The 24541-nt window shown below is 71.9% G+C and carries 23 protein-coding genes; 10 read left to right on the top strand and 13 right to left on the bottom strand.

The genetic code is table 11. The features are described 5' to 3' along the window. The first annotated feature begins 71 nt into the window (after positions 1–71). From infB to MKK75_RS13575, 6 genes are all read left to right on the top strand, one after another. On the top strand, positions 72–3038 hold the full coding sequence (gene infB / locus MKK75_RS13600) for a translation initiation factor IF-2 (protein WP_244043087.1): 2967 nt from the start codon (positions 72–74) through the stop codon (positions 3036–3038). Positions 3039–3155: 117 nt separating this feature from the next. Then, positions 3156–3584 carry a 30S ribosome-binding factor RbfA gene (rbfA, locus tag MKK75_RS13595; RefSeq protein ID WP_244043086.1) on the top strand — a complete coding sequence of 143 codons (429 nt, stop codon included), beginning with the start codon at positions 3156–3158 and terminating at the stop codon, positions 3582–3584. Between the two features lie 54 nt (positions 3585–3638). Further along, complete coding sequence (truB, locus tag MKK75_RS13590; RefSeq protein ID WP_244043085.1) at positions 3639–4667, top strand: tRNA pseudouridine(55) synthase TruB; 1029 nt, start codon at positions 3639–3641, stop codon at positions 4665–4667. Positions 4668–4996: 329 nt separating this feature from the next. Then, a complete protein-coding gene (locus tag MKK75_RS13585; protein ID WP_244043084.1) occupies positions 4997–6388 on the top strand; it encodes a dihydrolipoyl dehydrogenase in 1392 nt (463 codons plus the stop codon). Between the two features lie 78 nt (positions 6389–6466). After that, a complete protein-coding gene (locus MKK75_RS13580; protein ID WP_244043083.1) occupies positions 6467–9082 on the top strand; it encodes a histidine kinase dimerization/phosphoacceptor domain -containing protein in 2616 nt (871 codons plus the stop codon). Further along, positions 9079–9687, top strand: coding sequence for a biliverdin-producing heme oxygenase (locus MKK75_RS13575; RefSeq protein WP_409567562.1), 609 nt, complete (start codon positions 9079–9081; stop codon positions 9685–9687). Before MKK75_RS13580 ends, MKK75_RS13575 begins: the two co-directional genes overlap by 4 nt. Positions 9688–9862: 175 nt before the next feature. Here MKK75_RS13575 and MKK75_RS13570 read toward each other — a convergent pair whose 3' ends face one another. Continuing rightward, the gene (locus MKK75_RS13570) at positions 9863–10756 is read right to left on the bottom strand and encodes a LysR family transcriptional regulator (RefSeq protein WP_244043082.1); all 894 of its coding nucleotides are present in this window, start codon (positions 10754–10756) and stop codon (positions 9863–9865) included. A 97-nt stretch (positions 10757–10853) separates the two neighbouring features. On the opposite strand from MKK75_RS13570, the gene MKK75_RS13565 reads away from it, so the two are divergent. Beyond that, positions 10854–11300, top strand: coding sequence for a DMT family transporter (locus tag MKK75_RS13565; protein ID WP_244043081.1), 447 nt, complete (start codon positions 10854–10856; stop codon positions 11298–11300). Positions 11301–11426: 126 nt separating this feature from the next. Here the strand turns inward: MKK75_RS13565 and gmk are convergent, their stop codons facing one another. From gmk to MKK75_RS13525, 8 genes are all read right to left on the bottom strand, one after another. After that, positions 11427–12089, bottom strand: coding sequence for a guanylate kinase (gmk, locus tag MKK75_RS13560; RefSeq protein ID WP_244043080.1), 663 nt, complete (start codon positions 12087–12089; stop codon positions 11427–11429). Between the two features lie 39 nt (positions 12090–12128). Continuing rightward, positions 12129–13004 carry a YicC/YloC family endoribonuclease gene (locus tag MKK75_RS13555; RefSeq protein ID WP_244043079.1) on the bottom strand — a complete coding sequence of 292 codons (876 nt, stop codon included), beginning with the start codon at positions 13002–13004 and terminating at the stop codon, positions 12129–12131. Between the two features lie 103 nt (positions 13005–13107). Then, on the bottom strand, positions 13108–13542 hold the full coding sequence (locus MKK75_RS13550; protein WP_244043078.1) for a VOC family protein: 435 nt from the start codon (positions 13540–13542) through the stop codon (positions 13108–13110). Positions 13543–13603: 61 nt separating this feature from the next. Further along, entirely contained in the window at positions 13604–15001 is a 1398-nt protein-coding gene (mltG, locus tag MKK75_RS13545) for an endolytic transglycosylase MltG (protein WP_244043077.1), read from the bottom strand. A gap of 141 nt (positions 15002–15142) precedes the next feature. Then, the gene (mutM, locus tag MKK75_RS13540) at positions 15143–16033 is read right to left on the bottom strand and encodes a bifunctional DNA-formamidopyrimidine glycosylase/DNA-(apurinic or apyrimidinic site) lyase (RefSeq protein WP_244043076.1); all 891 of its coding nucleotides are present in this window, start codon (positions 16031–16033) and stop codon (positions 15143–15145) included. A gap of 98 nt (positions 16034–16131) precedes the next feature. Further along, the gene (locus MKK75_RS13535; protein WP_244043075.1) at positions 16132–16770 is read right to left on the bottom strand and encodes a Smr/MutS family protein; all 639 of its coding nucleotides are present in this window, start codon (positions 16768–16770) and stop codon (positions 16132–16134) included. Then, positions 16767–17960 carry a murein transglycosylase A gene (locus tag MKK75_RS13530; protein WP_409567561.1) on the bottom strand — a complete coding sequence of 398 codons (1194 nt, stop codon included), beginning with the start codon at positions 17958–17960 and terminating at the stop codon, positions 16767–16769. The genes MKK75_RS13535 and MKK75_RS13530 overlap by 4 nt, the downstream gene beginning before the upstream one ends. Positions 17961–17978: 18 nt before the next feature. Next, entirely contained in the window at positions 17979–18692 is a 714-nt protein-coding gene (locus MKK75_RS13525; RefSeq protein WP_244043074.1) for a Tim44/TimA family putative adaptor protein, read from the bottom strand. A 335-nt stretch (positions 18693–19027) separates the two neighbouring features. Here MKK75_RS13525 and secB point away from each other — a divergent pair, with 335 nt between their 5' ends. The 3 genes from secB (at position 19028) to MKK75_RS13510 (ending at position 21188) form a co-directional block, all read left to right on the top strand. Beyond that, the gene (gene secB / locus MKK75_RS13520) at positions 19028–19528 is read left to right on the top strand and encodes a protein-export chaperone SecB (RefSeq protein ID WP_244043073.1); all 501 of its coding nucleotides are present in this window, start codon (positions 19028–19030) and stop codon (positions 19526–19528) included. Between the two features lie 141 nt (positions 19529–19669). Then, positions 19670–19885 carry a tautomerase family protein gene (locus tag MKK75_RS13515; RefSeq protein ID WP_244043072.1) on the top strand — a complete coding sequence of 72 codons (216 nt, stop codon included), beginning with the start codon at positions 19670–19672 and terminating at the stop codon, positions 19883–19885. Between the two features lie 70 nt (positions 19886–19955). Then, a complete protein-coding gene (locus MKK75_RS13510) occupies positions 19956–21188 on the top strand; it encodes an MFS transporter (protein WP_244043071.1) in 1233 nt (410 codons plus the stop codon). A gap of 216 nt (positions 21189–21404) precedes the next feature. Here the strand turns inward: MKK75_RS13510 and MKK75_RS13505 are convergent, their stop codons facing one another. From MKK75_RS13505 to MKK75_RS13490, 4 genes are all read right to left on the bottom strand, one after another. Next, the gene (locus MKK75_RS13505) at positions 21405–22280 is read right to left on the bottom strand and encodes an RNA polymerase factor sigma-32 (protein WP_244043070.1); all 876 of its coding nucleotides are present in this window, start codon (positions 22278–22280) and stop codon (positions 21405–21407) included. Positions 22281–22581: 301 nt separating this feature from the next. Continuing rightward, a complete protein-coding gene (locus tag MKK75_RS13500; protein WP_244043069.1) occupies positions 22582–23184 on the bottom strand; it encodes a CarD family transcriptional regulator in 603 nt (200 codons plus the stop codon). Positions 23185–23701: 517 nt separating this feature from the next. Beyond that, positions 23702–24040 carry a ferredoxin FdxA gene (gene fdxA / locus MKK75_RS13495; protein ID WP_244043068.1) on the bottom strand — a complete coding sequence of 113 codons (339 nt, stop codon included), beginning with the start codon at positions 24038–24040 and terminating at the stop codon, positions 23702–23704. Between the two features lie 206 nt (positions 24041–24246). Further along, on the bottom strand, positions 24247–24540 hold the full coding sequence (locus MKK75_RS13490; protein ID WP_244043067.1) for an RNA-binding S4 domain-containing protein: 294 nt from the start codon (positions 24538–24540) through the stop codon (positions 24247–24249). Position 24541: the final 1 nt, after the last annotated feature.

The following is a 24541-nucleotide window of genomic DNA, read 5'->3' as shown; positions in this document are numbered from 1 at the left end:
CAGGACTATTTTGACCGGCGCCACCGGGCGTCGGTTCACGGGACGATGGAAACCCTCAGGGTTCAGGCTGAATGAGCGATACGAACAACCCGGGCGACAAGACTCTGAATCGGACTTCCCCGAAGCCGCTGTCCCTCAAGCGGCCGATCGAGGCGGGGACCGTGCGTCAGAGCTTCTCCCATGGCCGCTCCAAGCAGGTCGTGGTCGAGACGGTGAAGCGCCGCGTCATCGGCGCGGCGCCGGCCGCCCCTGCCCGTGAGCCCGCCCCCGCACCCCGCCCGGCGGCCCCCGCGCCGACGGCGCCGGCTCCGCGTCCGGCCCAGCGCGCCGCCTCGGGCGTCGTCCTGCGCACCTTGAGCGAGCAGGAGAGCGCCGCCCGCGCGGCAGCGCTCGCCGACGCGCAGCGCCGCGAGGCCGAGGCCCGCCGCAAGGCCGAGATGGAAGCCGAGGCGCGCCGTCGCGAGGCCGAGGAGCAGAGCCGCCGCGAGCGCGAGGCCGCCGAAGCGCGCCGCCGCGAGGAGGAGGAGCGCAAGGCCGCCGCCGCGGAAGCCGCCCGCGCCGCCGAGGAAGCCGACAAGCAGGCCGCCAAGCAGGCGGCTGCGGAGGCCTCGAAGGCCGCCGCTGAGCCCGCCGCGGAGGCTCCGGCCGCCGCTGCGCCGGCCCCCGTGGCCCCGGCGCCCGCCCAGCCTGCACCGACCGCCGCGGCCGCGCCCGCAGCGACCTCCGCGCCGGCCCGCCCGGCCGCCGCTGCTGCACCGGCCCGTCCGGCGCGCCAGCCGGAGGCGGGCCGCCCCGCCGCTTCCCGTCCGGCGGGGGCCCCGGCCCCGGCCGCCGCACCGCGTCCGCCGCTGACGCCGCGCCCGTCCACGGGCGAGCCGCGCAAGACCATCACGGCCGATTCGCGCAAGCCCCGCGATCTCAACTTCATGGCCCGCCCCGCCCCGGCCCCCGATCCGGAGAAGAGCGCGACGCCCGCGACCGCCGCCCGTCCCGCGGGCGCCGGTGCCGCAGCGCGCCCTGCCGGCCGCGCCGCCCAGACCAACGAGGACGAGTCCGAGACCAAGCGGGTGATCCGCCGTCCCGGCATGCCGCTCAAGATCATCGCGCCGCCCAAGACCCCGAAGTCTCCGGGCGGCGACCGCAACCGCGGCCGTCTGACCATCGCGACCGCCACGTCGGGCGAGGAGGAGCGCACGCGCTCGGTCGCCTCGTTCCGCCGCCGCCAGCAACGCATGAGCGGTCGCGGCCATGTGGAGCAGAAGGAGAAGCTGTCCCGCGAGGTGACGATCCCCGAGACGATCACCATCCAGGAACTCGCCAACCGCATGTCGGAGCGGGCCGTGGACGTGATCCGCATGCTGATGAAGCAGGGCCAGATCCACAAGATCACCGACGTGATCGACTCGGACACCGCCCAGCTCATCGCCGAGGAACTGGGCCACACGGTGCGGCGCGTCGCCGAGTCCGATGTCGAGGAGGGCCTGTCCTCCGACGAGCCGGATCTGGAGGAGGATCTCGATCCCCGTCCGCCGGTGGTCACCATCATGGGCCACGTCGATCACGGCAAGACCTCGCTGCTCGACGCGATCCGCAAGGCCAACGTGGTCGAGGGCGAAGCCGGCGGCATCACCCAGCACATCGGCGCCTATCAGGTCGCATCGCCGTCCGGCGACATGATCACCTTCATCGACACGCCCGGCCACGCGGCGTTCACGTCGATGCGCGCCCGCGGCGCCAAGGTCACCGACATCGTGGTGGTCGTGGTCGCGGCCGATGACGGCGTGATGCCCCAGACCATCGAGGCGATCCAGCACGCCAAGGCGGCGGGCGTCCCGATGATCATCGCGGTCAACAAGATCGACAAGCCGGACGCGAAGCCGGAGCGGGTCCGCACGGAGCTGCTGCAGCACGACATTCAGGTCGAGTCGATGGGCGGCGAGACCCTGGAATTCGAGGTCTCGGCGAAGACCGGCGACGGCCTGCCGGAGCTCCTGGAGGGCATCCAGATCCAGGCCGAGATCATGAACCTGCGCGCCAACGAGAAGCGCGACGGCGAGGGCACTGTGATCGAGGCTCAGCTCGACCGCGGCCGCGGCCCCGTGGCCACGGTTCTGGTCCAGCGCGGCACCCTGTTCACCGGCGACATCGTCGTGGCGGGCGCCGAGTGGGGCCGCGTGCGCGCCCTGATCGACGACCTCGGCGAGAACGTGCAGTACGCGGGTCCTTCGGTCCCCGTGGAGGTGCTGGGCTTCAACGGCACGCCGGATGCCGGCGACCGCGTGACCGTGGTGCCGAACGAGGCCCGCGCCCGCGAGGTCACCGAGTACCGCGCCCGCCAGAAGCGCGAGCGCCTGGCTGCGCGGACCGGCGGCGCGAACCGCTCGCTCGTCGACATGATGCGCGACCTCAAGGAAGGCGCCGGTCGCAAGGAACTGCCGGTCGTCATCAAGGGCGACGTTCAGGGCTCGGTCGAGGCGATCTCGGGCGCCTTGGAGAAGCTCGGCAACGACGAGGTCGCGGCCCGCATCCTCCTGTCGGGTGTCGGCGGCATCACCGAGTCGGACATCACCCTGGCGCAGGCCTCGAAGGCCGTGGTCATCGGCTTCAACGTCCGCGCCCTCAAGGAGGCCCGCGAGGCCGCCGAGCGGTCCGGCATCGAGATCCGCTACTACAACATCATCTACGACCTCGTGGACGACATCAAAGCCACGCTGTCGGGGATGCTGCCGCCGACCTTGCGCGAGGAGCGCCTGGGCGAGGCTGTGATCCAGGAGGTCTTCGAGGTCTCCAAGGTCGGCAAGGTCGCGGGTTGCCGCGTCACCGACGGCATCGTCGAGCGCGGGGCCCATGTCCGGCTCATCCGCGACAGCGTGGTGATCCACGAGGGCAAGCTGAAGACGCTCAAGCGGTTCAAGGACGACGCGAAGGAAGTCACCTCCGGCCAGGAGTGCGGCATGGCCTTCGAGAACTTCGAGAACATGCGCGCGGGCGACGTGATCGAGTGCTACCGGGTCGAGGAGATCCGCCGCACCCTCTGAGGCTCCGGACCCGTCCGGACAGGCGGTCGCGGCACCTGCCGCGGCCGTCTTTTCTTTTTCGACGTTTCTTTTTCTTGGACGTGAGCCGGCCGCCTCCGGGCGCCGGTCCGAGACCGAATGGCCCAGAAACCGACCACCACCGGCCCCTCGCAGCGCCAGCAGCGCGTGGCCGAACTCATCCGCCACGCCCTCGCGGAGGTGCTCCAGCGCGGCGACATCCAGGATCCGGTGCTCGGCACGCATGTCGTGACCGTGCCGGAGGTGCGGATGTCGCCCGATCTGAAGCTCGCCACCGCCTACGTGATGCCGCTCGGCGGCCTGGACGAAGCGCCGGTGATCGCCGCCCTGGAGCGCCACCGGAAGGTGCTGCGCCAGGAGGTGGCCCGGCGGGTCAACCTGAAATTCGCGCCCGAGCTGCGCTTCCGCCGCGACGAGACCTTCGACGAGGCGGCGCGCATCGACCGGCTGCTGCGAGACGAGCGCGTGCAGCGCGACCTCGGCCCGGAGCAGGACGGCGACGAACCGGAGACCGGGCCGGGGCATTGATCCCGGACACGAACGAGAAAGGGACGGGGCCACGCCCCCGGGGGACGCGAGGACATGACGGTTTCCATCGAAGACCATCCGCAGGGCGAGCGCCCGGCCATCATCACGGCCGGCGAGCGCCAAGCCCCGGAGGTCCGCCGCCCGCAGCGCGGCCCGCGCCCCGACCGGCCCAAGCGCCGGGACGTGTCCGGCTGGGTGATCCTCGACAAGCATGTCGGCATGACCTCGACCCACGCGGTCGCGGTGGTGAAGCGCGCCTTCAACGCCAAGAAGGCCGGCCATGCCGGCACCCTCGACCCGCTGGCCTCCGGCATCCTGCCGATCGCGCTGGGCGAGGCGACCAAGACGGTCCCCTTCGTGATGGACGGCCGCAAGGCCTATCGGTTCACGGTGCAGTGGGGCGTCGAGACCGACACGGACGATGCCGAGGGCCGCGCCGTCGCCACCAGCGAGGCCCGGCCGGACCGGGCGGCGGTCGAAGCCGCGCTGCCGGCCTTCGTCGGGGCGATCGAGCAGGTGCCGCCACGCTACTCGGCCATCAAGATCCAGGGCGAGCGCGCCTACGACCTCGCCCGGGAGGGGGAGACCGTGGAGCTGGTCGCCCGGCCGGTGCAGATCGACCGGCTCGCCGTGATGGAGCATGACGGCGAACGCACCGTCATCGAAGCCGAATGCGGCAAGGGCACTTACGTGCGCGCACTCGCCCGGGATCTCGGCCGGATGCTCGGCTGCTACGGCCACGTGGCGGCCCTGCGCCGGACCCGCGTCGGGCCGTTCTCGGAGGCGGAGGCCTGCCCGGTCAGCGCCCTGACCGACGGCACCCCCGAGGCCGCGCTCGCCTATCTGCGCCCGGTGGAGACGGCGCTCGACGCGATCCCGGAGGTGGCGGTGTCCCGCGACCTCGGCCTGCGCCTGATGCGCGGTCAACCCGTGATCCTGCGCGGCCGGGACGCCCCGGTGGAGGGCAAGGCCTTTGCGACCTGCGCGGGCATCCTGGTCGCCGTGGGTGACGTGGAGCGCGGCGAGCTGGTGCCGCACCGGGTGTTCCACCTCGGCGGAACGGCGCCGGGCCGCGGGGCATAGGGCGCTCGGATCGCCCTTGAGAGACACGCCCTCTCCCGCACGGGCGACCGGATTCGCACATCGTCTGCCGCACCGAGGATGGCCGCGGAGATCCCCTCTCCCCGCGCGCGGGGAGAGGGGAACCCGCGCTTCGTTCTGATATGTGTGGACATCGTAGCCCACGGGGGGGGGAGGGAGAGCCGCGGAACCGCCTCTTCTCGTCCGTTCATCCGTGCCGCCCGCATCCCCCTCCCGCCCGCATCCCCCTCCCGCCCGCCTGAGGCGCGCGCGCGCAGATGGAACGAACCTCGGCCGTAGAACTTTGGCCCCGGCGGATGATCGGGGGGACGATGCGCGAACTGGCCTGCGATGTGGCAGTGATCGGCGCCGGGACGGCGGGCCTTGCCGCGTATCGCGCCGCCACCGAAGCGGGCGCCCGCGCCGTCCTGATCGAGCGCGGCCCCGGCGGCACGACCTGTGCGCGGGTCGGCTGCATGCCCTCCAAGCTGCTGATCGCGGCCGCGGCCGCCGCCCATGCGGCGCGCAACACCGACCTGTTCGGGGTTCGCGTATCCGGGGTCGCGGTGGACGGACCCGCCGTGCTGACGCGCCTCCGGGCCGAGCGCGACCGCTTCGTCGGCAGCGTCCTAGAGGGCCTGGACGATCTGCCCGCGGAGGCCCGCGTCGATGGGAGCGCCCGGTTCATCGACGGCCGGACGCTCGCGGTCGGGGACGATGTGCGGATCCGGTTCCGGGCCGCGGTCATCGCCACGGGATCGAGCCCGATTGTGCCGAAACCGCTCCGCGGTCTCGGCGACCGTCTCCTCACCACCGATACCCTGTTCGAGATCGCCGATCTGCCGGACTCGCTGGCCATCCTGGGGGCCGGTGCGGTCGGGATCGAGATCGCCCAGGCGATGGCCCGGCTCGGCGTCGCCGTCACCGTGCTCGACGCCGGCGCCACCATCGCGGGTCTGAGCGAGCCGAACCTCACCCGCCAAGCCGCCGGGATCTTCGGCGCGGAACTCGATCTTCATCTCGGCGCCACGCTGGAGCGCGCGGAGCCGGAGGGCGACCGGGTGCGCCTCGACTGGACCGATTGCCATGGGCGGGGACAGGTGACGCGGGCCGCGCGGGTGCTGGCCGCCGCCGGTCGCGCGCCGAACCTGGCCGATCTCGATCTCGCCGGGGCCGGCCTGCGCCTCGACGAGGACGGTATCCCGGAGTTCGACCACGGCACCCTGATCTGCGGGGGGGCGCCGATCCTGATCGCGGGCGATGCCGATGCCTGGCGGCCGGTGCTCCATGAGGCGCGCCGCCAGGGCAAGATCGCGGGTGCCAACGCCGCCCTCCTGGCGGATGGGCAGCCGGTCCGGGCGGTGACGCCCTGGACGAGCCTCGCCATGGTGTTCACTCATCCGCAGGCGGCCGCGATCGGTGCGCCCTACACGCCGGACGCTGACGATCGCGTGATCGGTGCGATGGATTTCTCCGACCAGGGCCGCGCCCGCGTTGAAGGCAACAACCAGGGCGGCATCCGGATCTGGGCCGATCGGGACGGGCGGCTGCTCGGCGGCGAGATGCTCGGCCCCGCCGTGGAGCACCTCGCCCACCTCCTCACCTACGCGGTCGCCGATGGGCTCACGGCCCGGGATGTCCGCGCGCGGCCGATTTACCACCCTACAGTTGAAGAGTCGCTCACGACCGCATTGGCTGGTATTACAGGAACGGAAAACACGTGATGATCTTGTCGCGATCACGAGCATTGCGCTTCGCTCATCTCACCGCCATACCCGTTCGATGAGCTGGTTGGGTTCCTGATGCCGCCGAGTCCGGCCCACGACAGCAATATCGACCTTGATTCGCTTGCGCCCGACGCGATCGACCGCCTGGATCAGGGGGTGATCGGCCTGGACGCGGCGGGCGCGGTCGTGGCCTTCAGCGAGGGTGCGAGCGCGATCTCGGGCTTCGCGCGCGAGGCCGTGCTCGGACGCGACTATTTCCGCGAGGTGATGCCCGGCGCCAACGTCCCAGGTTTCCGCGGGCGCTTCCTCGCCGGTGCCCGCCGGGGCGCCCTGGACGAGCGCTTCGACTACGTGTTCGGCCGGGTGCCGCAGCCGCTGCGGGCCCGGATCCACATGCGCCACGGGACGATGGCGGGCGGCCCGAAGGTGACGTGGCTGACGATCGATCCCATCGAGAGCCTCGGCGCCGGCCTGTCGCGGGAGGCCGTCCTGGCGGCGATCGGGCGCCGCGTCCGGGCCGAACCGGTCGATGCCAGCCTCTGCGAGCGCGAACCGATCCATATCCCGGGCTCGATCCAGCCCAACGCCGTGATGCTGGCGGCCGATGTCGGCACCCTGATGGTTCTCGCCTACTCGGCCAACGTCGAGGAGATCGTCGATCCGGTCGAGCCGCCGCTGGCGGGGCGTCCGCTGGCCGAGGTCCTGCCCGCGGCCTTCGTCGAGACCGTCCGGCGCTGGCTGGCGGACGCGACGCTGAGCGACGGCCGCTCGGTCCGCGCCCGGCTCGCCCTGCCGGGCCGCGACGCGACCTACTATGCGGTCGCCCATGCCCATGCCGGGCGCCTGATCGTCGAGTTGGAACTGGAGCCCGATTCGGCCACCGATTTCGCCACCGCCAGCCAGGTCGACACGGAACTCGCCGTCGGGCGCATGCGGGAGGCCGAGACCCTGGCGGATGCCGCCCGGATCGCGGCCCTGGAGATCCGGGCGCTCACTGGTTTCGAGGCCGTCCTGGTCTACCGCTTCGACGCGGACTGGAACGGCGAGGCGGTGGCCGAGGACAAGACCCGCGACTGGTCGCGCAGCCTGCTCGGCCTGCGCTTCCCCGCCTCCGACATCCCCGCCCAGGCGCGCGCGCTCTACACCAAGGCCAAGAGCCGCTTCGTGATCGACCGCGACAGCGTGCCGGTCGGGCTGGTGGCAGCCTCCGGGGCAGGCAACGGCCCGATCGACCTGACCTTCGCTCAGCACCGGACCCTGTCGCCGATCCACCTGGAGTATCAGCGCAACCTCGGCGTGAACGGCTCCATGTCGATCTCCATCATGGTCGAGGACCGGCTCTGGGGTCTGATGATCGGGCACCACCGCCGCCCCCACTACGTCACGCCGGAGACCCGCTCGGCTGCCACAATCCTCGCCGACGCCTTCGCGATGCGGGTTCAGGAGATCGAGTCCCGCCGGCTCTGGGCCGAGCGGCAGGCGCATCTCGACGTCGAGGGCCGCCTCGTGCGCGGGCTGACCCGCTCCGACGATTTCGTGGCCGCCCTGACCGGCGGCGGGACCACGCTGCTCGACCTGTTCAGCGCCACGGGCGCCGGGATCGTCTCGGGCGAGCGGGTCACGCTGATCGGCCGCACGCCCCCGGCGGATCTGGTGACGGCGATCGCGGACTGGCTGCGGATGCAGGTGCCGACGGGCGAATTCAGCTACAGCAGCAGCAGCTTCACCACCGACTATCCGGACGCCGCGCCACACCGGGAGATCGCCAGCGGGCTGCTCGCCGCCTTCGTCGACCAGTCGCGCGAGAACCTGCTCCTCTGGTTCCGCCCCGAGGTGCCCAGCACGGTCACGTGGGGCGGCGATCCGCGCAAGCCCGTGCTCGCCGGCAGCGGCCCGGTGGCGGTGCTGCCGCGGCGCTCGTTCGAGCGCTGGGTCGAGGAGCGCACCGGCTTCGCGACCCCCTGGGCCGCGTGGCAGGTCCATCTCGCCGGCTCCCTCGCTGAGGCCGTGGAGGGCGTCGTCCTGCGCCAGCGCCGCAAGATCGACGAACTCACCGGCCTCCTCGCCGAGAAGGAGCGGCTGCTGGAGCAGAAGGATCTGCTCACCCGGGAGATCGATCACCGGGTCAAGAACTCGCTGCAGATCGTCTCGGCCTTCCTGCAGATGCAGCGCCGTCAGATTTCCGACGGCGACGCCCGGCAGGCCTTCGCCGACACCTCGGCGCGGGTGATGAGCGTCGCGCGGGTGCACGACAGCCTGTATCAGGCCGAGCGCGTGGACGAGGTCGATCTCGGCCAGACCCTCGAGAGCCTCTGCAACGACCTTGCGGAATTGGCCGGCGCGGGGCACGCGGTCGATCTCACCGCCGAGCCCGGCCTGATGGTGCCCTACCGCAAGGCGGTGGCGCTCTCGCTGATCGCCACGGAACTCGTGACCAACGCGTTCAAGTACGCCGCCAAGCCCGCCGGGGGCGGCCGCGTCGAGGTCAGCGTCTCGGCCTCCGGCCCGGGTGAGGTGCAACTCCGGGTCTGCGACGACGGCGCCGGCCTGCCCGCCGACTGGGCCGACGCCAAGGCCCGCGGCAAGGGTTCGGGGCTCGGCATGAAGCTGATCCGGGCGATGCTCGACCAGATCAACGCCCGGCTCGACGTCGCCAACACGCCCGGCGCCTGTTTCACGATCACCGCGTGAGCCCCGCCGACCCGATCCGGCGCGCTGGCCTTCACGCGCGCCTGCGGGCGGCCACCGACCCGGCCCACCGGGCGCTGGAGGCCGGACTCGACTGGCAGGCGCGCGTGGCGACGCGCGCGGGCTATCGCGACCTGCTGGCGCGGCTCCACGGCTTCCACGCCGCCTGGGAGCCTGCGATCGGCGCGCAGCTTTCCGACGAGCCGTTCCTGGCGCCCCGGCGGCGCCTCGCGCTGCTGGCCGCCGACCTCGATCATCTCGGCCTCGCCCCGGCGGCGGTCGCGGCGCTGCCGCGGCCCGAGGCCCTCGCGCTCGACGGTCCCGCGGCGGCGACCGGGGCGCTCTACGTGCTGGAGGGCTCGACCCTGGGCGGCCAGCTGATCGGCCGCCACATCGCGGGCCTGCACGGTCTCGAAGAGACGGGGCTCGCCTATTATCGCGCCCACGGCCCGCGGACCGGGGCGATGTGGGCCGCCTTCCGGACACGGCTGGAGGATTTCGCCGACGATCCCCAGGCCGAGACCGCCCTGACCGGGGCCGCGGTGGCGACCTTCGCGGCGATGCGGGCTTGGTTGTGCGCGGCGCGCGGCCTGCCGGCCACGGGCTGAGACTGTCTCCGTTGATGACTTCGGCACCGCCGTCTTTGCGTGCGGAGCGAAGCAATCCGGTCGGCGCGACGATGCCCGATGTCGCGCTGCCCTGGGTCACTTCGCTGCGCTCGCGATGACGGCGAGGAATGCATCGATCGAGACGGTCAAACGGACATCGTCTGATCCCGTCTGATCATCCGCCCACCAGCACGTCCCGCTCCGCCTTCAGGTGGACGATCAGCCGTTCGGCGAGGCGGCTCGTCGGCCGACCGGCCGGGCGCAGCAGGAAGGTCTCGATCGGCGCCTCGGGCCGGAACGGCCGCAGCGCGATCGGCAGGCCGGTCAGCTCCCGCGCCGGCACCGGATCGACGATCGCGATGCCGAGACCCTGCGCGACGAGCCCGCAGCGCGCGGCCGTGTACTCGGCCATCAGGGCGAAGCGCGGTGTGATCCCCGCCGCCGCGAAGGCCGCTTCCACGGCGGGCTGCACGGAACCGGCACCGGCCGAGATCAGCGGCAGCCCGTCCAAATCGTGGGCGGTGACGGACCGTTTTCGCGCGAGGGCGTGCCGCCGCGGCAGCACGCAGACGGCCGCCATCGTCAGGAACGGCTCGGCCTGCACGGCCGCATAGCCCGATCGCGGCCGCGCGAGGCCGAGGTCGCACTGGCCCGACGCCGCCCAGGACCAGATCGTGTCCGGGCTCGGCACATGGACCGAGACCCGCAGGCCGGGGCATTCCGCGTCGAGCCGCCGGAGAGCCCGGGGCAGCAGCCGCGAGGCCAGGGCGGGTTGGCAGGCGATCCGCAGCGCACCGGTGCCGCGCTCCCGGATCCGCCGCGCGGCGTGGTGCAGGTGGTCCAGGCCCGCGAAGGTCTGCGCGACCTCGTGGGCGAAGGCCTCGCCCTCCTGGGTCGGGATCGCGCTGCCATGGCCGCGGACGAAGAGCGGGAAGCCGAGATCCGTTTCGAGCTGTGCGATGGCCCGGCTGACATGGGGCTGGCCGATCTCCAGGGCCTGCGCGGCGCGCGTCATGCCGCCGTGCCGGATCACGGCGCGGAACAGGTCGAGATGGGCCGGATTGATCATGCCGATCCTGCATGGACGCGTGGCGATCGGGCATTTGACGGCATGGGCCTGAGCGGCTGTCAATGCCGGCCCGGTTCATCCCCCAGAAGGTCCGTCCATGCTCGTCTTCGCGTTCTCCGCCGTGCTCGCCATCCTCGCGGGCGCCGGCCTCGTCGTGCAGCAGATCCTGAACGCGAACCTGCGCGCCGGGCTCGCCTCGGCGTCCTGGGCCGGGTTCTCCAGCTACTTCGTCGGTCTCGCCTGCATGACGCTCCTGGCCGCCGCCCTGCGCGATCCCGTGCCCGCCGCGAGCGTGGCTGGGCGCATCCCCTGGTGGACCTGGAGCGGCGGGCTGTTCGGCGCGATCTTCATCGGGCTCGCCATCCTGCTCGTTCCGAAGCTCGGCGCCGCGACTTTTTTCGCCCTCCTCGTGACGGGCCAAATGCTCGCCTCGGTGCTGTTCGATCAGATCGGTTTGCTCGGCCTCGCCCAGCGGTCGATCGACCTGCCGCGCCTCGTCGGGGTCGCGCTGCTGGTTGGCGGCGTGGTGCTGATCCGGCGGTAGGAGACGTTGTCGTCCCCCCAATTCACAGCGCGCGCCCTTTCCCGGACAGGTGGAGCGCCAGCGGAACCTGATCCGGGACCCCATGCGCTCGGGCGTGGGGCGCGCCCAGTCCTGCGCGGGCCGCTCCTACGGCGTCTCGGCCAGCAGCCCGTCCACGAAGGCCGCGAGCCCCGTGCGGCGGGCGCGCTTCAGGCGCTCGGCGGCCAGGATCCCCTGCAGGGCCTGGAAGGCGTCCTGCAGATCCCCGTTGATGATGACGTAATCATACTCGACCCAGCGCTGGATCTCGGTCCGGGCATTGGTGAGGCGCTTCTCGATCGTCTCGGCGGAATCCTCGGCCCGACGCTCCAGGCGCTGGCGCAGCTCCGCCAGGCTGGGCGGCAGGATGAAGACCGTCACCACGTCCTGGGCCAGCTTGGAGCGAACCTGCCGCGTGCCCTGGTAGTCGATATCGAAGATCATGTCCCGGCCGGCGCCCAGCACCTTCTCCACCGGGCGGCGCGGCGTCCCATAGTAATTGCCGTGGACCTCGGCCCATTCGAGCAGGTCGTCCCGGGCGCGCAGGTCCTCGAAGGCCTCGCGGTCGATGAAATGGTAGTGCCGCCCATCGATCTCGGAGGGGCGACGCGCCCGGGTTGTGACCGAGATCGACAGGTCGAGCGCCCAGGCGGGGTCCTGCGCCACCGCCCGCGTCAGCGTGGTCTTGCCCGCCCCCGAGGGCGAGGACAGGATCAGGATCAGCCCGCGCCGGGCGATGGTGTCCGAGACGGTCCCGGCCGGTTCGGTCATCGGCGTGGCTCCGCGGCGTTGCGCATCCGTATCCTCACGTCACTCGATGTTCTGAACCTGCTCGCGGAACTGCTCGACCACGGCCTTCAGGTCGAGGCCAATCCGCGACAGGCTGATGTCGTTGGCCTTGGCCGACAGGGTGTTGGCCTCGCGGCCGAATTCCTGGGCCAGGAAGTCGAGGCGCCGGCCGACCGCGCCGCCCGCCGCCAGGAGCTCGCGCGCGCTGGCCACGTGCGCCCGGAGCCGGTCGAGCTCCTCGCGCACGTCCGCCTTTCCGGCGAGCAGCATCGCCTCCTGATGGAGCCGGTCCGGATCGAGCCCGCTGCCGCCGAGCGCCGCGACGGCGGCTTCCAGCCGGGCGCGCACCGCCGCGGGCCGCCGGGCCGGGTTGTCCTCCGCGGCCTGGGTCAGCGCCGCGATCCGCTCGACCTGCCCGGTGACGACCTGCGCCAACTGGCGTCCCTCGGCGCGGCGGGCCTCGACCAGATCCGCCACCAGCCGGGCCGCACCCTCGGTGAGATCCCGGGTGAGGGAATCGGTGTCGGCGGCCTCGTCCTCGACCTCGATGACGCCGCGCAGGCCGAGCAGCCCGTCCATCGTGGCGGGCGCCACGCCCTCGGGGACCGGGACCCGCGCCACCGCCTGGGCGAGGCTCGCCAGCAGCGCCTCGTTGATCCGCACCCGCGCGGCCGCCTCCGGCTTGGTCAGGGTGAGGGTCAGTTGGCACTGGCCGCGGGTGAGGGCCTTCTGGAGGGCGGCGCGGGCGGCCTCACCGGCTCCGTCCTGGCCGGCCGGCACCCGGACGCGCACCTCGAGCCCGCGTCCGTTGACGCTGCGGACCTCCCAGGCCCAATGCACCGGCCCGGTGGTGCCCGCCGCCCGGGCGAAGCCGGTCATGCTCGCGATCTGGGCCATGGCGAACCCCGTTGCGGAGAAGATCGGCGCCTGTAGCACGGATCGTCCCGACGGGAAGAGGCGGCGACCGGGTTCTTCAGCTCAGAGGTCGGCCGAACTAGCCTCAACGCGCGGCAGGCGGCTCATTCTGCGTCGCGGCGGCGGCGTTCATCCACATCAGCTCGATCACGTGGCCGTCGGGATCCTCGATGCAGCGGCCGTACATCAGGCCGTCCACAGCCTGCGGCGGCCGAAGATCGGCGCGGCCCCCGGCGGCGACCGCGCGATCCACGCTAGCATCGACCGCGGCCCGGCTCTCCTCCGAGAGGCAGACCAGCACCTCGGTGGCGGCCCGGGCATCGGCGATCGGCCGCGGCGCGAAGCGCGCGAAGTGGGCGTGGCTGAGGAGCATCACCACGATCGCGTCCGAGAACACCATCGCGGCGGCGGTGCCCGCCTGGGAGAACTGGTCGTTCCGGCTCGCTCCCAGGGCCGTGTAGAACCCCGCGGCGCGCTCCACGTCGGCGACGGGCAGGTTCACGAAGATCATTCTGGGCATGCGGTCCTCCGGTCTGGACGGGCCTTCCCTCACGCCGATCGCCCGCGCCGGACGCGCGGCGTCATCGCCGGCCCTTCGGCGCGGGGGCCGGCGCCGCGAGCGCCGGCACGGTCTTGGGCGAGCCGAGGTCGTAGCTGCGGTTCTTCAGCGGATCGAGACGCGTGCCCTCGGAGGCGTCGAACGCCCGGGTGCCCGGCGTGCCCGTGTCGAGGAAGGCCGCGTTCGTGCTCCCCGCGCCGTCACCCGGCGCATAGGCCGAGGCCCGGCCCGGCATCGCCGGATCGGGACCCGGCTCGACCTTGTCGACGGCGTCCGGCGGCGCCTGCCGGCTCTTCTCCACCGCCCGCCAGCGGGCGACGTTGCGCTGGTGCCCCTCCAGGGAATCCGCGAAGGCGTGGCCGCCGGTGCCGTCCGCCACGAAGTAGAGGTCCTTGGTGCGAGACGGGTTGGCCACCGCCTCCAGGGCGGCCTTGCCTGGATTGGCGATCGGCCCCGGCGGCAGGCCCTCGATCACGTAGGTGTTGTAGGGCGTCGGCCGGTCGATCTCGGAGCGCGTGATTCCGCGGCCCAGGGTGCCGCGCCCGCCCACGAGGCCGTACACGATCGTCGGGTCCGATTGGAGCTTCATCCGCTTGTTCAGGCGGTTGATGAACACGCCCGCCACCCGCGGCCGCTCGTCGGCCCGGCCGGTCTCCTTCTCGACGATGGAGGCCAAGGTGACCATCTCGGCCGGGGTCCGCACCGGCACGTCGGCGCTGCGGCGCAGCCAGATCTGGTTCAGCACCTCGCGCTGCTTGGCCTTCATCAGATCGACGATCTTCTGGCGGGTGGCGCCGCGCTCGAACTTGTAGGTATCGGGCAGGAGCGAGCCCTCCGGCGGGATCTCGTTGATCTCGCCGGTGAGCACGTCGTTCTCGTTGAGCCGCGTCACGATCTGCTCGGAGGTCAGGCCCTCCGGGAAGGTGATCGCGTGCTGGACCTGCCGGCCGGTGGCGATCGTGTCCAGGGCGTCGGCGACGCTGGCATGGGCCTTGAACATGTACTCGCCGGCCCGGAGCGCCGGCCGTCCGCCGAAGCGGGCGGCGAATTCGAACAGACCGGTATGATCGATCACGCCCTCGCGCTTCAGGGCCTCGGCGATCTCCGTGGTGCCGCTCGGCGGGATCACCACGACCTTGTCGGCCGCGAGCGGCCCCGCCTCGCGCACCTGCCGCTGGAACAGCGTGATGCCGATCATCGCCGCGATGGCGATGACCACCGCGAAGGTCAGCGCGCCGCTGACGAGGCCGACGAAACCGCTGCGCTCGCGCTCGGGCCGCTCCGGGGGCGGGGGGGCGACGGTCGGCTTGATCGCCTCGCCGGGCGAGCGCGGCGAGAGCCGCTGCGGCAGGGCGGGCTCGTCCGTCGGATCCTGCGCGATGCGTTCGGGCGCAGGCAACTTTGAGCGGCGGAAGAACATCGGGATCCTGTCTGGGTCCGCGCGGCCCGTCACGGATCGCGGGCCGGGATCGGCTGCCCGCAACCGGGTGCGCACGTCGAGACTCGCGACCCTAGCCGGGTTTGTGGCGAAAATGCCGTTTCGCGGCGCGAAAGGGTGCGGTCAGCCGGCGGGCTGGCAGGTGGCGCAGAGGAAGGTCGAGCGGTTGGCCTGCACGATGCGGCTGATCGCGCCGCCGCAGCCCGGCCGGCTGCAGGCGAGGCCGACCCGGTCGTAGACCCGGAAGGCGTGCTGGAAGGCGCCCGCGCTGCCGTCGGTGTGAGCGTAGTCGCGCAGCGTCGAGCCGCCGGCCTTCACGGCCGCCTCCAGCACCTGCACGATCGCCTTGGCCAGCGCGTTGGCCTTGGGGGTCGGGCGCCCGTCCGGCCGGGCGAGGCTGCCGGCGGGGGTCTCGGGATGCAGCCGCGCCCGGTGCAGGGCCTCGCAGACGTAGATGTTGCCGAGCCCCGCGATCAGGCGCTGATCGAGCAGGGCGGCCTTCAGCGGCGTGATCTTGTGGCGGAACAGCCCCGCGATCACCGCGCCGGTGAGTCCGTCGAGGGGCTCGACGCCCATTCGGGCGAAGTGGCGGCATGCTTCGAGATCCCGGCTCGGGACGAGATCCATGAAGCCGAAGCGGCGGGCGTCGTTGTAGGTGACGGTGGCGCCGGTGCTCATCGCCATCACCACGTGGTCGTGCTTGGGCGTGCCCTGCGCGCCCTCCAGGTAGAAGTCCCCCGGCGAGAGGTTGCTGCCGTCAGGCAACGCCACGTCGAACCGGCCGCTCATGCCGAGATGCATGATCAGGGTCTCGCCGGAATCGAGCGTGGCGGTGAGGTATTTCGCTCTCCGCGCCAGCCCGGTCACGGTGCGGCCCTCCAGGCGGGCGGCGAAGCGCTCGGGGAAGGGGAAGCGCAGGTTCGGCCGGCGCAGGGTAACGCGGCTGAAGCGCGCGCCGACCATGGCGGGCGCCAGCCCCCGCCGCACCGTCTCGACCTCGGGGAGCTCCGGCATGGTGTTCGCTGCTCGCGGCGCATCGTGCGCCGGCTCTCGGATATCGGCGGGATCGGCCGCGGCCGCAACGGCTTAGGCCCCGGGCGGTTTGCCGCTCCTCAGCGCCGCCGCAGCCGCACATAGAGCGCGCCGCCGCCGCCGTGGTGGCGCGCTGCCTCCTCGAAGCCCAGCACGATCCCGCGCAGTTCCGGCCCGCGCAGCCAGTGCGGCACGCTGCGACGGAGCACACCGCGCTCGGCGAACGCCTCCGAAGCGCCCGGGCCGCCCTTGCCGGTGACGACCAGCACGTAGGCATGGCCGGCGGCCCGGGCGCGGAGCAGGAAGCCCGTCAGCGCGGCGTGCGCCTCGGTCTGCACCATGCCGTGCAGATCGATCCGCGCCTCAATGGCGAGCCGCCCCCGGCGCAGGCCGACCTTCGCGGTCCGCTCCAGCCCGGCGCTCGGGGCGTGGCGCTGGGGCGGTGCCTGGTAGGGCGCGGCGGTGGCCGGGTGCGGCGGCTCCGGCGCCGGCTTCGGCGGATGTTTCTTGGCGCGCGGCTTCTTCGCGACCGGCGCCGCGGTCGGCTTCAGGATCGCGGCCGTCAGCGCCGGCATGGTGGCGGCCGGCGCCGGGACCTCGGGGGCGGCCTCGGGAACCGGCGCGGCGCGGCCCGGCAGGGGCGTGACCAGCTGGGCGATCGCGTCCCAGAGCCGGGCTTCCCCGGCGGACAGACGGCGCCCGCGGCGGGGCGGCCTCATCGGGGGCGTCCGCCCGGCGCGGCCTTCGGCAGCAGCACCACGAAGCCGATGGCGTCGCGCAGGTTTCCGGCCGCGATGCCGGCCTGTGTGCCGGTCCCGACGAACAGATCGCCCCGGGCCGGGCCGACGATCGCCGAGCCCGTATCGGCCGCGATCACGAGGCGCCCGGCCTCACCGGGGCCTGCCCCCGGCAGCGGACCTGCGAGCCAGAACGGCAGCCCGTAGCGCCATAGGCCCGCATCGACCGCGAGGCTGCGGCCGGGGCTGAGCGGCGCGTTGGCGGCCCCTGGCGGCCCGAGGGCCGGATCCTCGACCGGGGCGAGGCGGAAGAAGATGTAGGAGGCGTTCGCCCGGATCAGGCGCCGGGCGGTGTCGGGATGATCCCGCAGCCAGCCCGTCCAGCGGGCGAGCGTCAGGCCTTCGAGGGGCAGGTGCCCCTCCTGCACGATCAGCTTGGCCACCGCCGTGTAGGGACGCCCGTTGCGCCCGTCGTACAGCACCCGCACCGCGCGCCCGTCGGGCAGGCGCACGCGTCCGGAGCCCTGGACCTGCAGGACCAGCAGATCGACCGCATCGCGCAGCCACAGGATCGGGCGCGCCCGCATGCCGAGGGCGCCGTCCTCGATGGCGGCGCGGTCGGGGTAGGGGGCGAACCCTTCCGCGGTGGCGCGGGCGGCGCGGAGCGACGGATCGAGGCCGGGACGGGTCTCGCCGGGGCCGAGGGACACAAGGTCGTCCGGCCGGGCCAGAACCGGCGTCGGGTAGTCCGGCCCCGGATCGAGGGAGCCCGTCAGCTCGGGCTCGAAATAGGCGGTGAGGAAGCCCGCTGGCCCGGCATCGGGCCGCTCGATCCGGAAGGCGTCGAAGCGTGCGCGGAAGAACGACGCGGCGTCCGCCACATCCCCTTTCGCCGCCGTGCAGGCCTCGGCCAGGGCGGCTGGATCGCCCGCGACCCCGGCGGGCTGCGGCAGGGCCGGGGCGGGTGCGGCGCAGACCCGGCGGAAGGCCTCCAGGGCCGCTTCGGCGTCCGGGCCGGGAAAACCCGGCAGGGCCTCGAACGGAACGGACGTCAGCGTCGCGCCGCCGACCATGGCCGGTGCGGCGGCCGATGCCCCGGTGGGGGCCGACTCCAGGACGGTGGCCAGGATGGCGGCCGTGACGGCTCCGGGCCAAGTGCGCGGGATCGTCACGGGGCAGCCGTCAGGCGGTCAGGCGCCGGCCTCGGTGGCCACGAGCTGCCAGTTCGGGTCGCGCGAGCCGAGCGTCCGCGCGAAGGTCCAGACGTCGGGCACCTCGACCACGGTCTCGGCGCTGCCATCCACCACCTTGCCCTCGGCGTTGCGGGTGGCGGTGATGAGGTTCGACAGGAACCGCACGGTGACCTGGGCGACGCGGTTGCGCACCTCGACCGCCACGATCTCGGCCTTGTCGATCGAGACGAAGGTCGTCTCCAGCGTCTGGCGGTTGCGCTCGCGCTCGGCGATCGCCCGCTCGAACGCCTCGCCGACCTCCTTGGAAAGGAGGCCGCGCAGGGTCTTCCGGTCGCCCTTGGCGAAGGCGATCATGATCGCCTCGTAGGCCGATTTCGCGCCCTCCAGGAAGGCGCGCGGATCGAAGCTCGGCTCGGCCTGGACGCAGGCCTCCAACCCGCGGGCGATCTCGGAGCCGGGCTCGGCGATCCCGCGCCAGTCGCGCTGCGCCGGGGCGGGCGCCGGGGTCGGGGGTGCCCGGTCGGCGCCCGGCAGGCGGACGACGTTGTCGCCCTCGCTGCGCGCCTGGGGCTCCGTGCGGCTGCGGTCGACCGGCTTGAACGGCGAGCGCTCCGCGCCGGTCTTCTGGCCCAGCACCGAGCGCAGACGCCAGATCACGAAGACCGCGAGCGCGAGGAAGATGATCGTCGTAACGTCGAAACTGTCCTGCATCACCGATCCGATGGTGGCCGCGGCGAGACCCTGTGCCCCTTGCTCAGGTCACGCGCGGTGCGACGCCGGCAAAGCGTGCATAGTCGTGACGACTCATATCCGACCAACGCGTCAGGAGCGAGCCGGTTGTCCCCGCGCGAAAACCGCACCCGGGACCGGTCCGATATGGGTCACCGCCGCCGCCGGCGCCAGCGCCGCACCAGTTCGCTTGTCCAGGCTCGGCGCGCGTGTTAGCGGCCCTGCCATTCGGGGCAGTTCCGCGGCGCGATCCAGCGGCACCCGCTGAGACAACCCGCGCCGGCCGTGTCGCCGGCCGATCGAGAAGGAAGATCCGCATGGCCGATTCCCCGGCAGCGAACGGCAACGGCGGCGGCATGCCGCAGGGCGATATGCCGATGATCAACGCCCTGGCGCAGTACACGAAAGATCTCTCCTTCGAGAATCCGAACGCGCCGCGCTCCCTCCAGCCCAAGGAGGGCCAGGGGCCGCAGATCAACATCCAGGTCAACGTCAACGCGGCGCAGCTCTCGGAGACCGACTTCGAGGTCGAGCTCAAGCTCGACGGCGATGCCAAGGTCCAGACCGACGTGCTGTTCGCCTTCGAGGTGACTTATGCGGGCGTGTTCCGCCTGCAGAACATTCCGGCCGACCAGATCCACCCGGCCGTGATGATCGAATGCCCGCGCCTGCTCTTCCCCTTCGCCCGCCAGATCGTGGCCGAGGCTGTGCGCAACGGCGGCTTCCCGCCCCTCTACATCGATCCGATCGACTTCGTCGGCCTCTACCGGCAGAAGATCATGGAGCAGCAGGGCGCGCAGGGTCCGCTCGCTTCCTGAGCCTCTGTTTGACCCGATTCCGGCTTTCCAAAGGGCGAGCCCTCTGGTGGGTTGTCAGGGCAAAGCCCTGACGGAATCCAAGGCTCTGCCCTGGACCCGCGAAAGGGCTCGCCCTCTCGAAACCAGGACGGGCGGGCCTCAATGGCCGCCGGGATCGCGATAGGCCGCCGCCAGGGCGCGGAACGCGTCGGCGGCCGGCCCGCGCAAGGGGCGTGCCTGCAGCACGGTGTCGGTAAGCGGGAGTTCGGGCAGGATCCCGGCGTGAAGCCCGGCAACGTGTTCGTGAGCCTCGTCGAGGTCGCGCCGGAAAACTGGTCGGTCGGCGACGGGCTCGTGCAGTACGGGCCGCCGGTGTGACGCGAGGCAGGCTTGACCGCACGGGCGCTCCGGCCCAGTTCGTGCGGCTCTCGCAGCTTTGCCGGTCGGAATGTCTCCCACAACGCATCTCGCCCTGATCAACGTCTTCATCGGCGACATCCAAGGCGGCCTCGGCCCGTTCCTCGGGACGTGGCTGGCCGAGGCGGCGTCGTGGAGTCCGGCGCGGGTCGGCTTCGTGATCACGCTCGTCGGGTTCGGCACGCTGTTCCTGAGCGGCCCGTTCGGCGCCCTGGTGGACCGCTATTCCAAGCCCCGCCTGCTGATCGCGCTGGCCTGCGGCGGCATCCTGGCTGGCACGCTGCTGCTGCTGCCGGCGCGCAGCTTCGCCGCGGTGCTGTTCGCGCAGCTCCTGGCCGCAGCGGGCGGCACGCTGCTCCTGCCGGCGGTGGCGGCATTGACGCTCGGGATCGTCGGCAAGGACCGGTTTCCCAGGCAGCAGGGCCGCAACCAGGCCTTCAACCACATCGGCATCCTGGTCGCGGCCGGCGGCATCAGCCTCGGGACAGGTTATTTCGGTCCGGCGATCGCCTTCTGGGTTCTCGGCGGCATGGCGGTGGCGGCGATCATCGCCGCCCTGACGACGCCGGCCGGCGCCTGGAACCGGCGGCGGGCGGTGGGTTGGCAGGAAGATGCGGAGGACGAGCCAGAGCGCGGCGGCCTTCGGCAGGTCTTCGGCAATCGCCGGCTCCTGGTGTTGACCGTGGCGCTGACGCTGTTCAACCTCGGCAACGGCGGCATGCTCTCGCTGCTCGGCCAGAAGCTCGTCGCCACCGCGGCCGACGCCACCACGTGGACGGCGCGTTACGTGATGGTGGCGCAGCTCGTGATGGTGCCGGTGGCTTTGTTCGCCGGCTCGCTCGCGGACAGGCGCGGGCGGCGCCAGCTCCTGATGGTGGCCTTCGCGGTACTGCCCGTGCGGGCGGTCCTGTCCGGCCTGATCGACGATCCGGTCTGGCTCATCGCCGCCGAGGTTCTGGACGGCGTGGCCTCGGGCATCGTCGGGGTGGCGGTGCCGGTGGTGGTCGCGGACCTGACCTGGGGCTCCGGGCGGACCCAGACGGCTTTGGGCAGCGTCAACGCGGTGCAGGGGGTCGGCGGGGCCCTGTCGGGTTGGTACGGGGGGCTGTCCTACAGCCTGTTCGGCTGGACCGGCTCGTTCCTCGCCCTCGGCGTGCCGGCGCTCCTCGCGCTGGCCCTCGTGATCTGGCTCGACGCCACCCCCGAACCCGGCCGCCGCCGTAAACGGCGGGAGCGGCGCAGCGCGGTGATGCAGGGCGCGTAGGCGATCCGCGATCGATCGCAGCACCGGGATGAAGCGTCCGTATGCCGCCGTCTGTGCGAGCGCAGCGAAGCAATCCAGAGTCGCGCCATGCTCACCGATAGCGCGCTGCCCTGGGTCGCTTCGCTCCGCTCGCGATGACGGGTGCGCACTGGATTGGGCGCCCAAACACGAAAGCCCGGCCGATGGCCGGGCTTGTTGCCGCGCGGTTGAGGTCGCTCAGCCGATATGCGGGCTGCCGGTGGCAGCCGGGAACCGGTCGGCGAGCGCCCGGCGAAGCTTCTCCAGAGCCCGGTTCTCGATCTGGCGGACCCGCTCCTTCGAGATGCCAAGCCGCTGGCCCAGCGCCTCGAGGGTCGCCTGATCCTCGGCGAGCCGGCGCTCGCGCAGGATGCGCAGCTCACGCTCGGACAGCACGGTCAGGGCCTGCTGGAGCCAGCTCAGGCGCCGCTCGCCGTCGACGGTGGCGCTCACGGTCTCGTCCGGCAGGTCGGCGCCGTCGACCAGGAAGTCCATCCGCTCCGAGGAGGCCTCGCTGTCCTCGCCCACGGGGGCGTTGAGCGACATGTCCGGCCCCGACAGGCGCGCATCCATCAGCGCCACGTCGTCGCGCGAAACGCCGATCGCGCTGGCGATTCGGCGGTGGATCTCGTCGCCGACATGCTCCTCGGTGGATTGCATCAACCGGGCCCGCAGCCGGCGCAGGTTAAAGAACAGCGCCTTCTGGGCCGAGGACGTGCCGCCGCGCACGATCGACCAGTTGCGCAGGATGTAGTCCTGGATCGAGGCGCGGATCCACCACGTCGCGTAGGTGGAGAAGCGGACATCCCGCTCCGGCTCGAACCGGGCGGCGGCCTCCATCAGGCCGACATGGCCCTCCTGGACGAGGTCGGCCATCGGCAGGCCGTAGTGACGAAAACGCCCCGCCAGGGCGATGACGAGGCGCATATGGGCCGAGATCAGGCGGTGAAGGGCGCGTTCGTCGCGATCGTCCTTCCAGCGGACGGCGAGGCCGCGTTCCTCCTCCCGGGCGAGGAAGGGCGCTTCCATCGCAGTCCGGATGAATTGCCTACGTATTCCCGCGATCTCAGCCATTCCGCCTGCCTCTTGTTGTCGAGTGCTGTTGCGGCGCCAGACCAATGGGCCGGCGCACAGGCGCCGCCGCCAAGCGACCCCAGGCCAGCGACAACGGAAGGCCCGAGGAGAAAGTTCCGCCCGACGACCCGGAATGCGACAAGCGCGCGGGCACGTTTTTGTGTTCCGGCGGGATGACAGACGCGATGCCGGTCCCGCATCAGGATCCGGGCCGCCGGACCGGGCGGGCGCTCGCACCGACCCATGAAAAAACCCGGCCGCAGGGGCCGGGTTCCTCATCGTCGGACCAGAGATGGGCCGCTCAGGCAGCTTCTTCCTGGATGGTGTCGTCGCCCTCGCCCTCGGCGTCGGTCTCGGGCTCCGCCTCGCTCTTGGCCCGGCGGGGGGACTTCGCGAGGCTCTGCTCGATGAGCTTCAGCGCCTCCGTCTCGGTGATGCGGTTCACCGAGGAGATTTCGCGCACGATCCGGTCGAGGGCCGCCTCGTAGAGCTGGCGCTCGGAATAGGATTGCTCGGGCTGCGCCTCGGAGCGGAACAGGTCGCGCACCACCTCGGTGACCGAGAGCAGGTCGCCTGAATTGATCTTCGCCTCGTATTCCTGGGCCCGGCGCGACCACATGGTGCGCTTGATCCGGGCACGCCCGGTCAGCAGGTCGAGGGCCTTCTTCACCAGCTCAGGCTCGGCGAGCTTGCGCATGCCGACGCTGTTGGCCTTCGCGGTGGGCACGCGCAGGACCATCTTGTCCTTCTCGAACGAGACGACGAACAGCTCAAGCTTGTAGCCCGCGATCTCCTGCTCCTCGATCGCGGTGATGCGACCGACGCCGTGGGCCGGATACACGACAGCCTCGCCGGTCTTGAAACCCTGCCGGCCTGCGGTCGTCGTCTTCTTGGCTGTGGTCATGCGAGAAGGGCCTCCACTGGCGCGCAGCGTTCGACGCCGCACGAAACCGTGTTGTTCCGGGCGGGACACCCGGTTTGCCTCGCCGCTCCCGAACCTGTCGCCACGGGCGGAGGTCGAGGAATTCCCCGGCGCGACCGTGCAAAAGCCTGGACCTTCCGCCGAAGCACCTTCGGCGGTCGATCGCGTACCACTCCTAACCCACGATGATCGAAGGTGTTTCAGCCGGAGGAAGCACGTCAGGCGCGAGCGACGGCAGGCAGTCGGTCTACCACAATCCGACGCGCAGAGCAAAGCATCCCTGACGATGCGCATGGGCGCGTGCACGATATCCCTGCACGGCACCATCGTGTTTTACATCGATGCGGCCGGAGAGAAATGAGCCTGCCGCGGATCTGACCTTCGCCTGTTGCAGATCCCGCCGCGCGAGGCGAAGCGGGGGGACCCGCCGCTATCCACAGTCCGGCCCTGTCCCGACCGGGCTGGGCCGGCACCAGATCCTGTGGATCGATGCGCTGGCTCAGTCGCCCGAGCCGGGGTTCGGCGAGAAGTAGGCCTCAAGCTTACCGGACTTGCCGTCCCATTCCTTCGCGTCGGCCGGCGCTTCCTTCTTCTGCGTGATGTTGGGCCAGGTCTTGGCGTAGTCCGCGTTGATCTTCAACCACGCATCGAGATTCGATTCGGTGTCGGGTTTGATCGCCTCGGCCGGGCATTCCGGCTCGCAGACGCCGCAGTCGATGCATTCGTCCGGGTGGATGACGAGCATGTTCTCGCCTTCGTAGAAGCAGTCGACCGGACAGACTTCGACACAGTCCGTGTACTTGCACTTGATGCAATTGTCGGTGACGACATAGGTCATCGGATGTCTTCGTCCTCAAACATCACTTGGCCCGGGCGGAGCCTCGGGACGGCCCGCACGCCCGGGTGGCACTGCGAGGGAATGCCGGTGCAGCCCGGCTCGCGGCCGGACTTCGGAGGCAACGGCCTTAGACGCTGGCTCCCGGGCTGACAAGCGCGCGGGCGCCGCATGCCGGCGGCTGCGTCAGCGGTTGTGGCCCTTCCTCATCACTCGGGACGGTCCGGCGGGGCGGACTGGCCCGATAGGTCGTCGTAGAGCAGCCGCGCCTCCGGGGCCGGTCCCCGCCGCAGGCCGAGGCCGATCACCCGCACCGCCAACGTGGCGTGGGGCGCGGCCACCGTCACCACGTCGCCGATGCCGATGCCCTTGGCGGGGTTCTCGGCCCGGAGCCCGTTCACCCGCACGAAACCGTCCGCGGCGAGCCGCGCCGCGAGCGACCGGGTCCGCGCGAAGCGCGCGAACCACAGCCATTTGTCGAGACGCTGCCGGTCCTCCCGCATG

It is taken from the genome of Methylobacterium sp. J-030, from assembly GCF_022829545.1.
In the GTDB taxonomy this organism is placed as follows: domain Bacteria; phylum Pseudomonadota; class Alphaproteobacteria; order Rhizobiales; family Beijerinckiaceae; genus Methylobacterium.
This window is presented reverse-complemented; position numbering and strand designations above follow the sequence as displayed.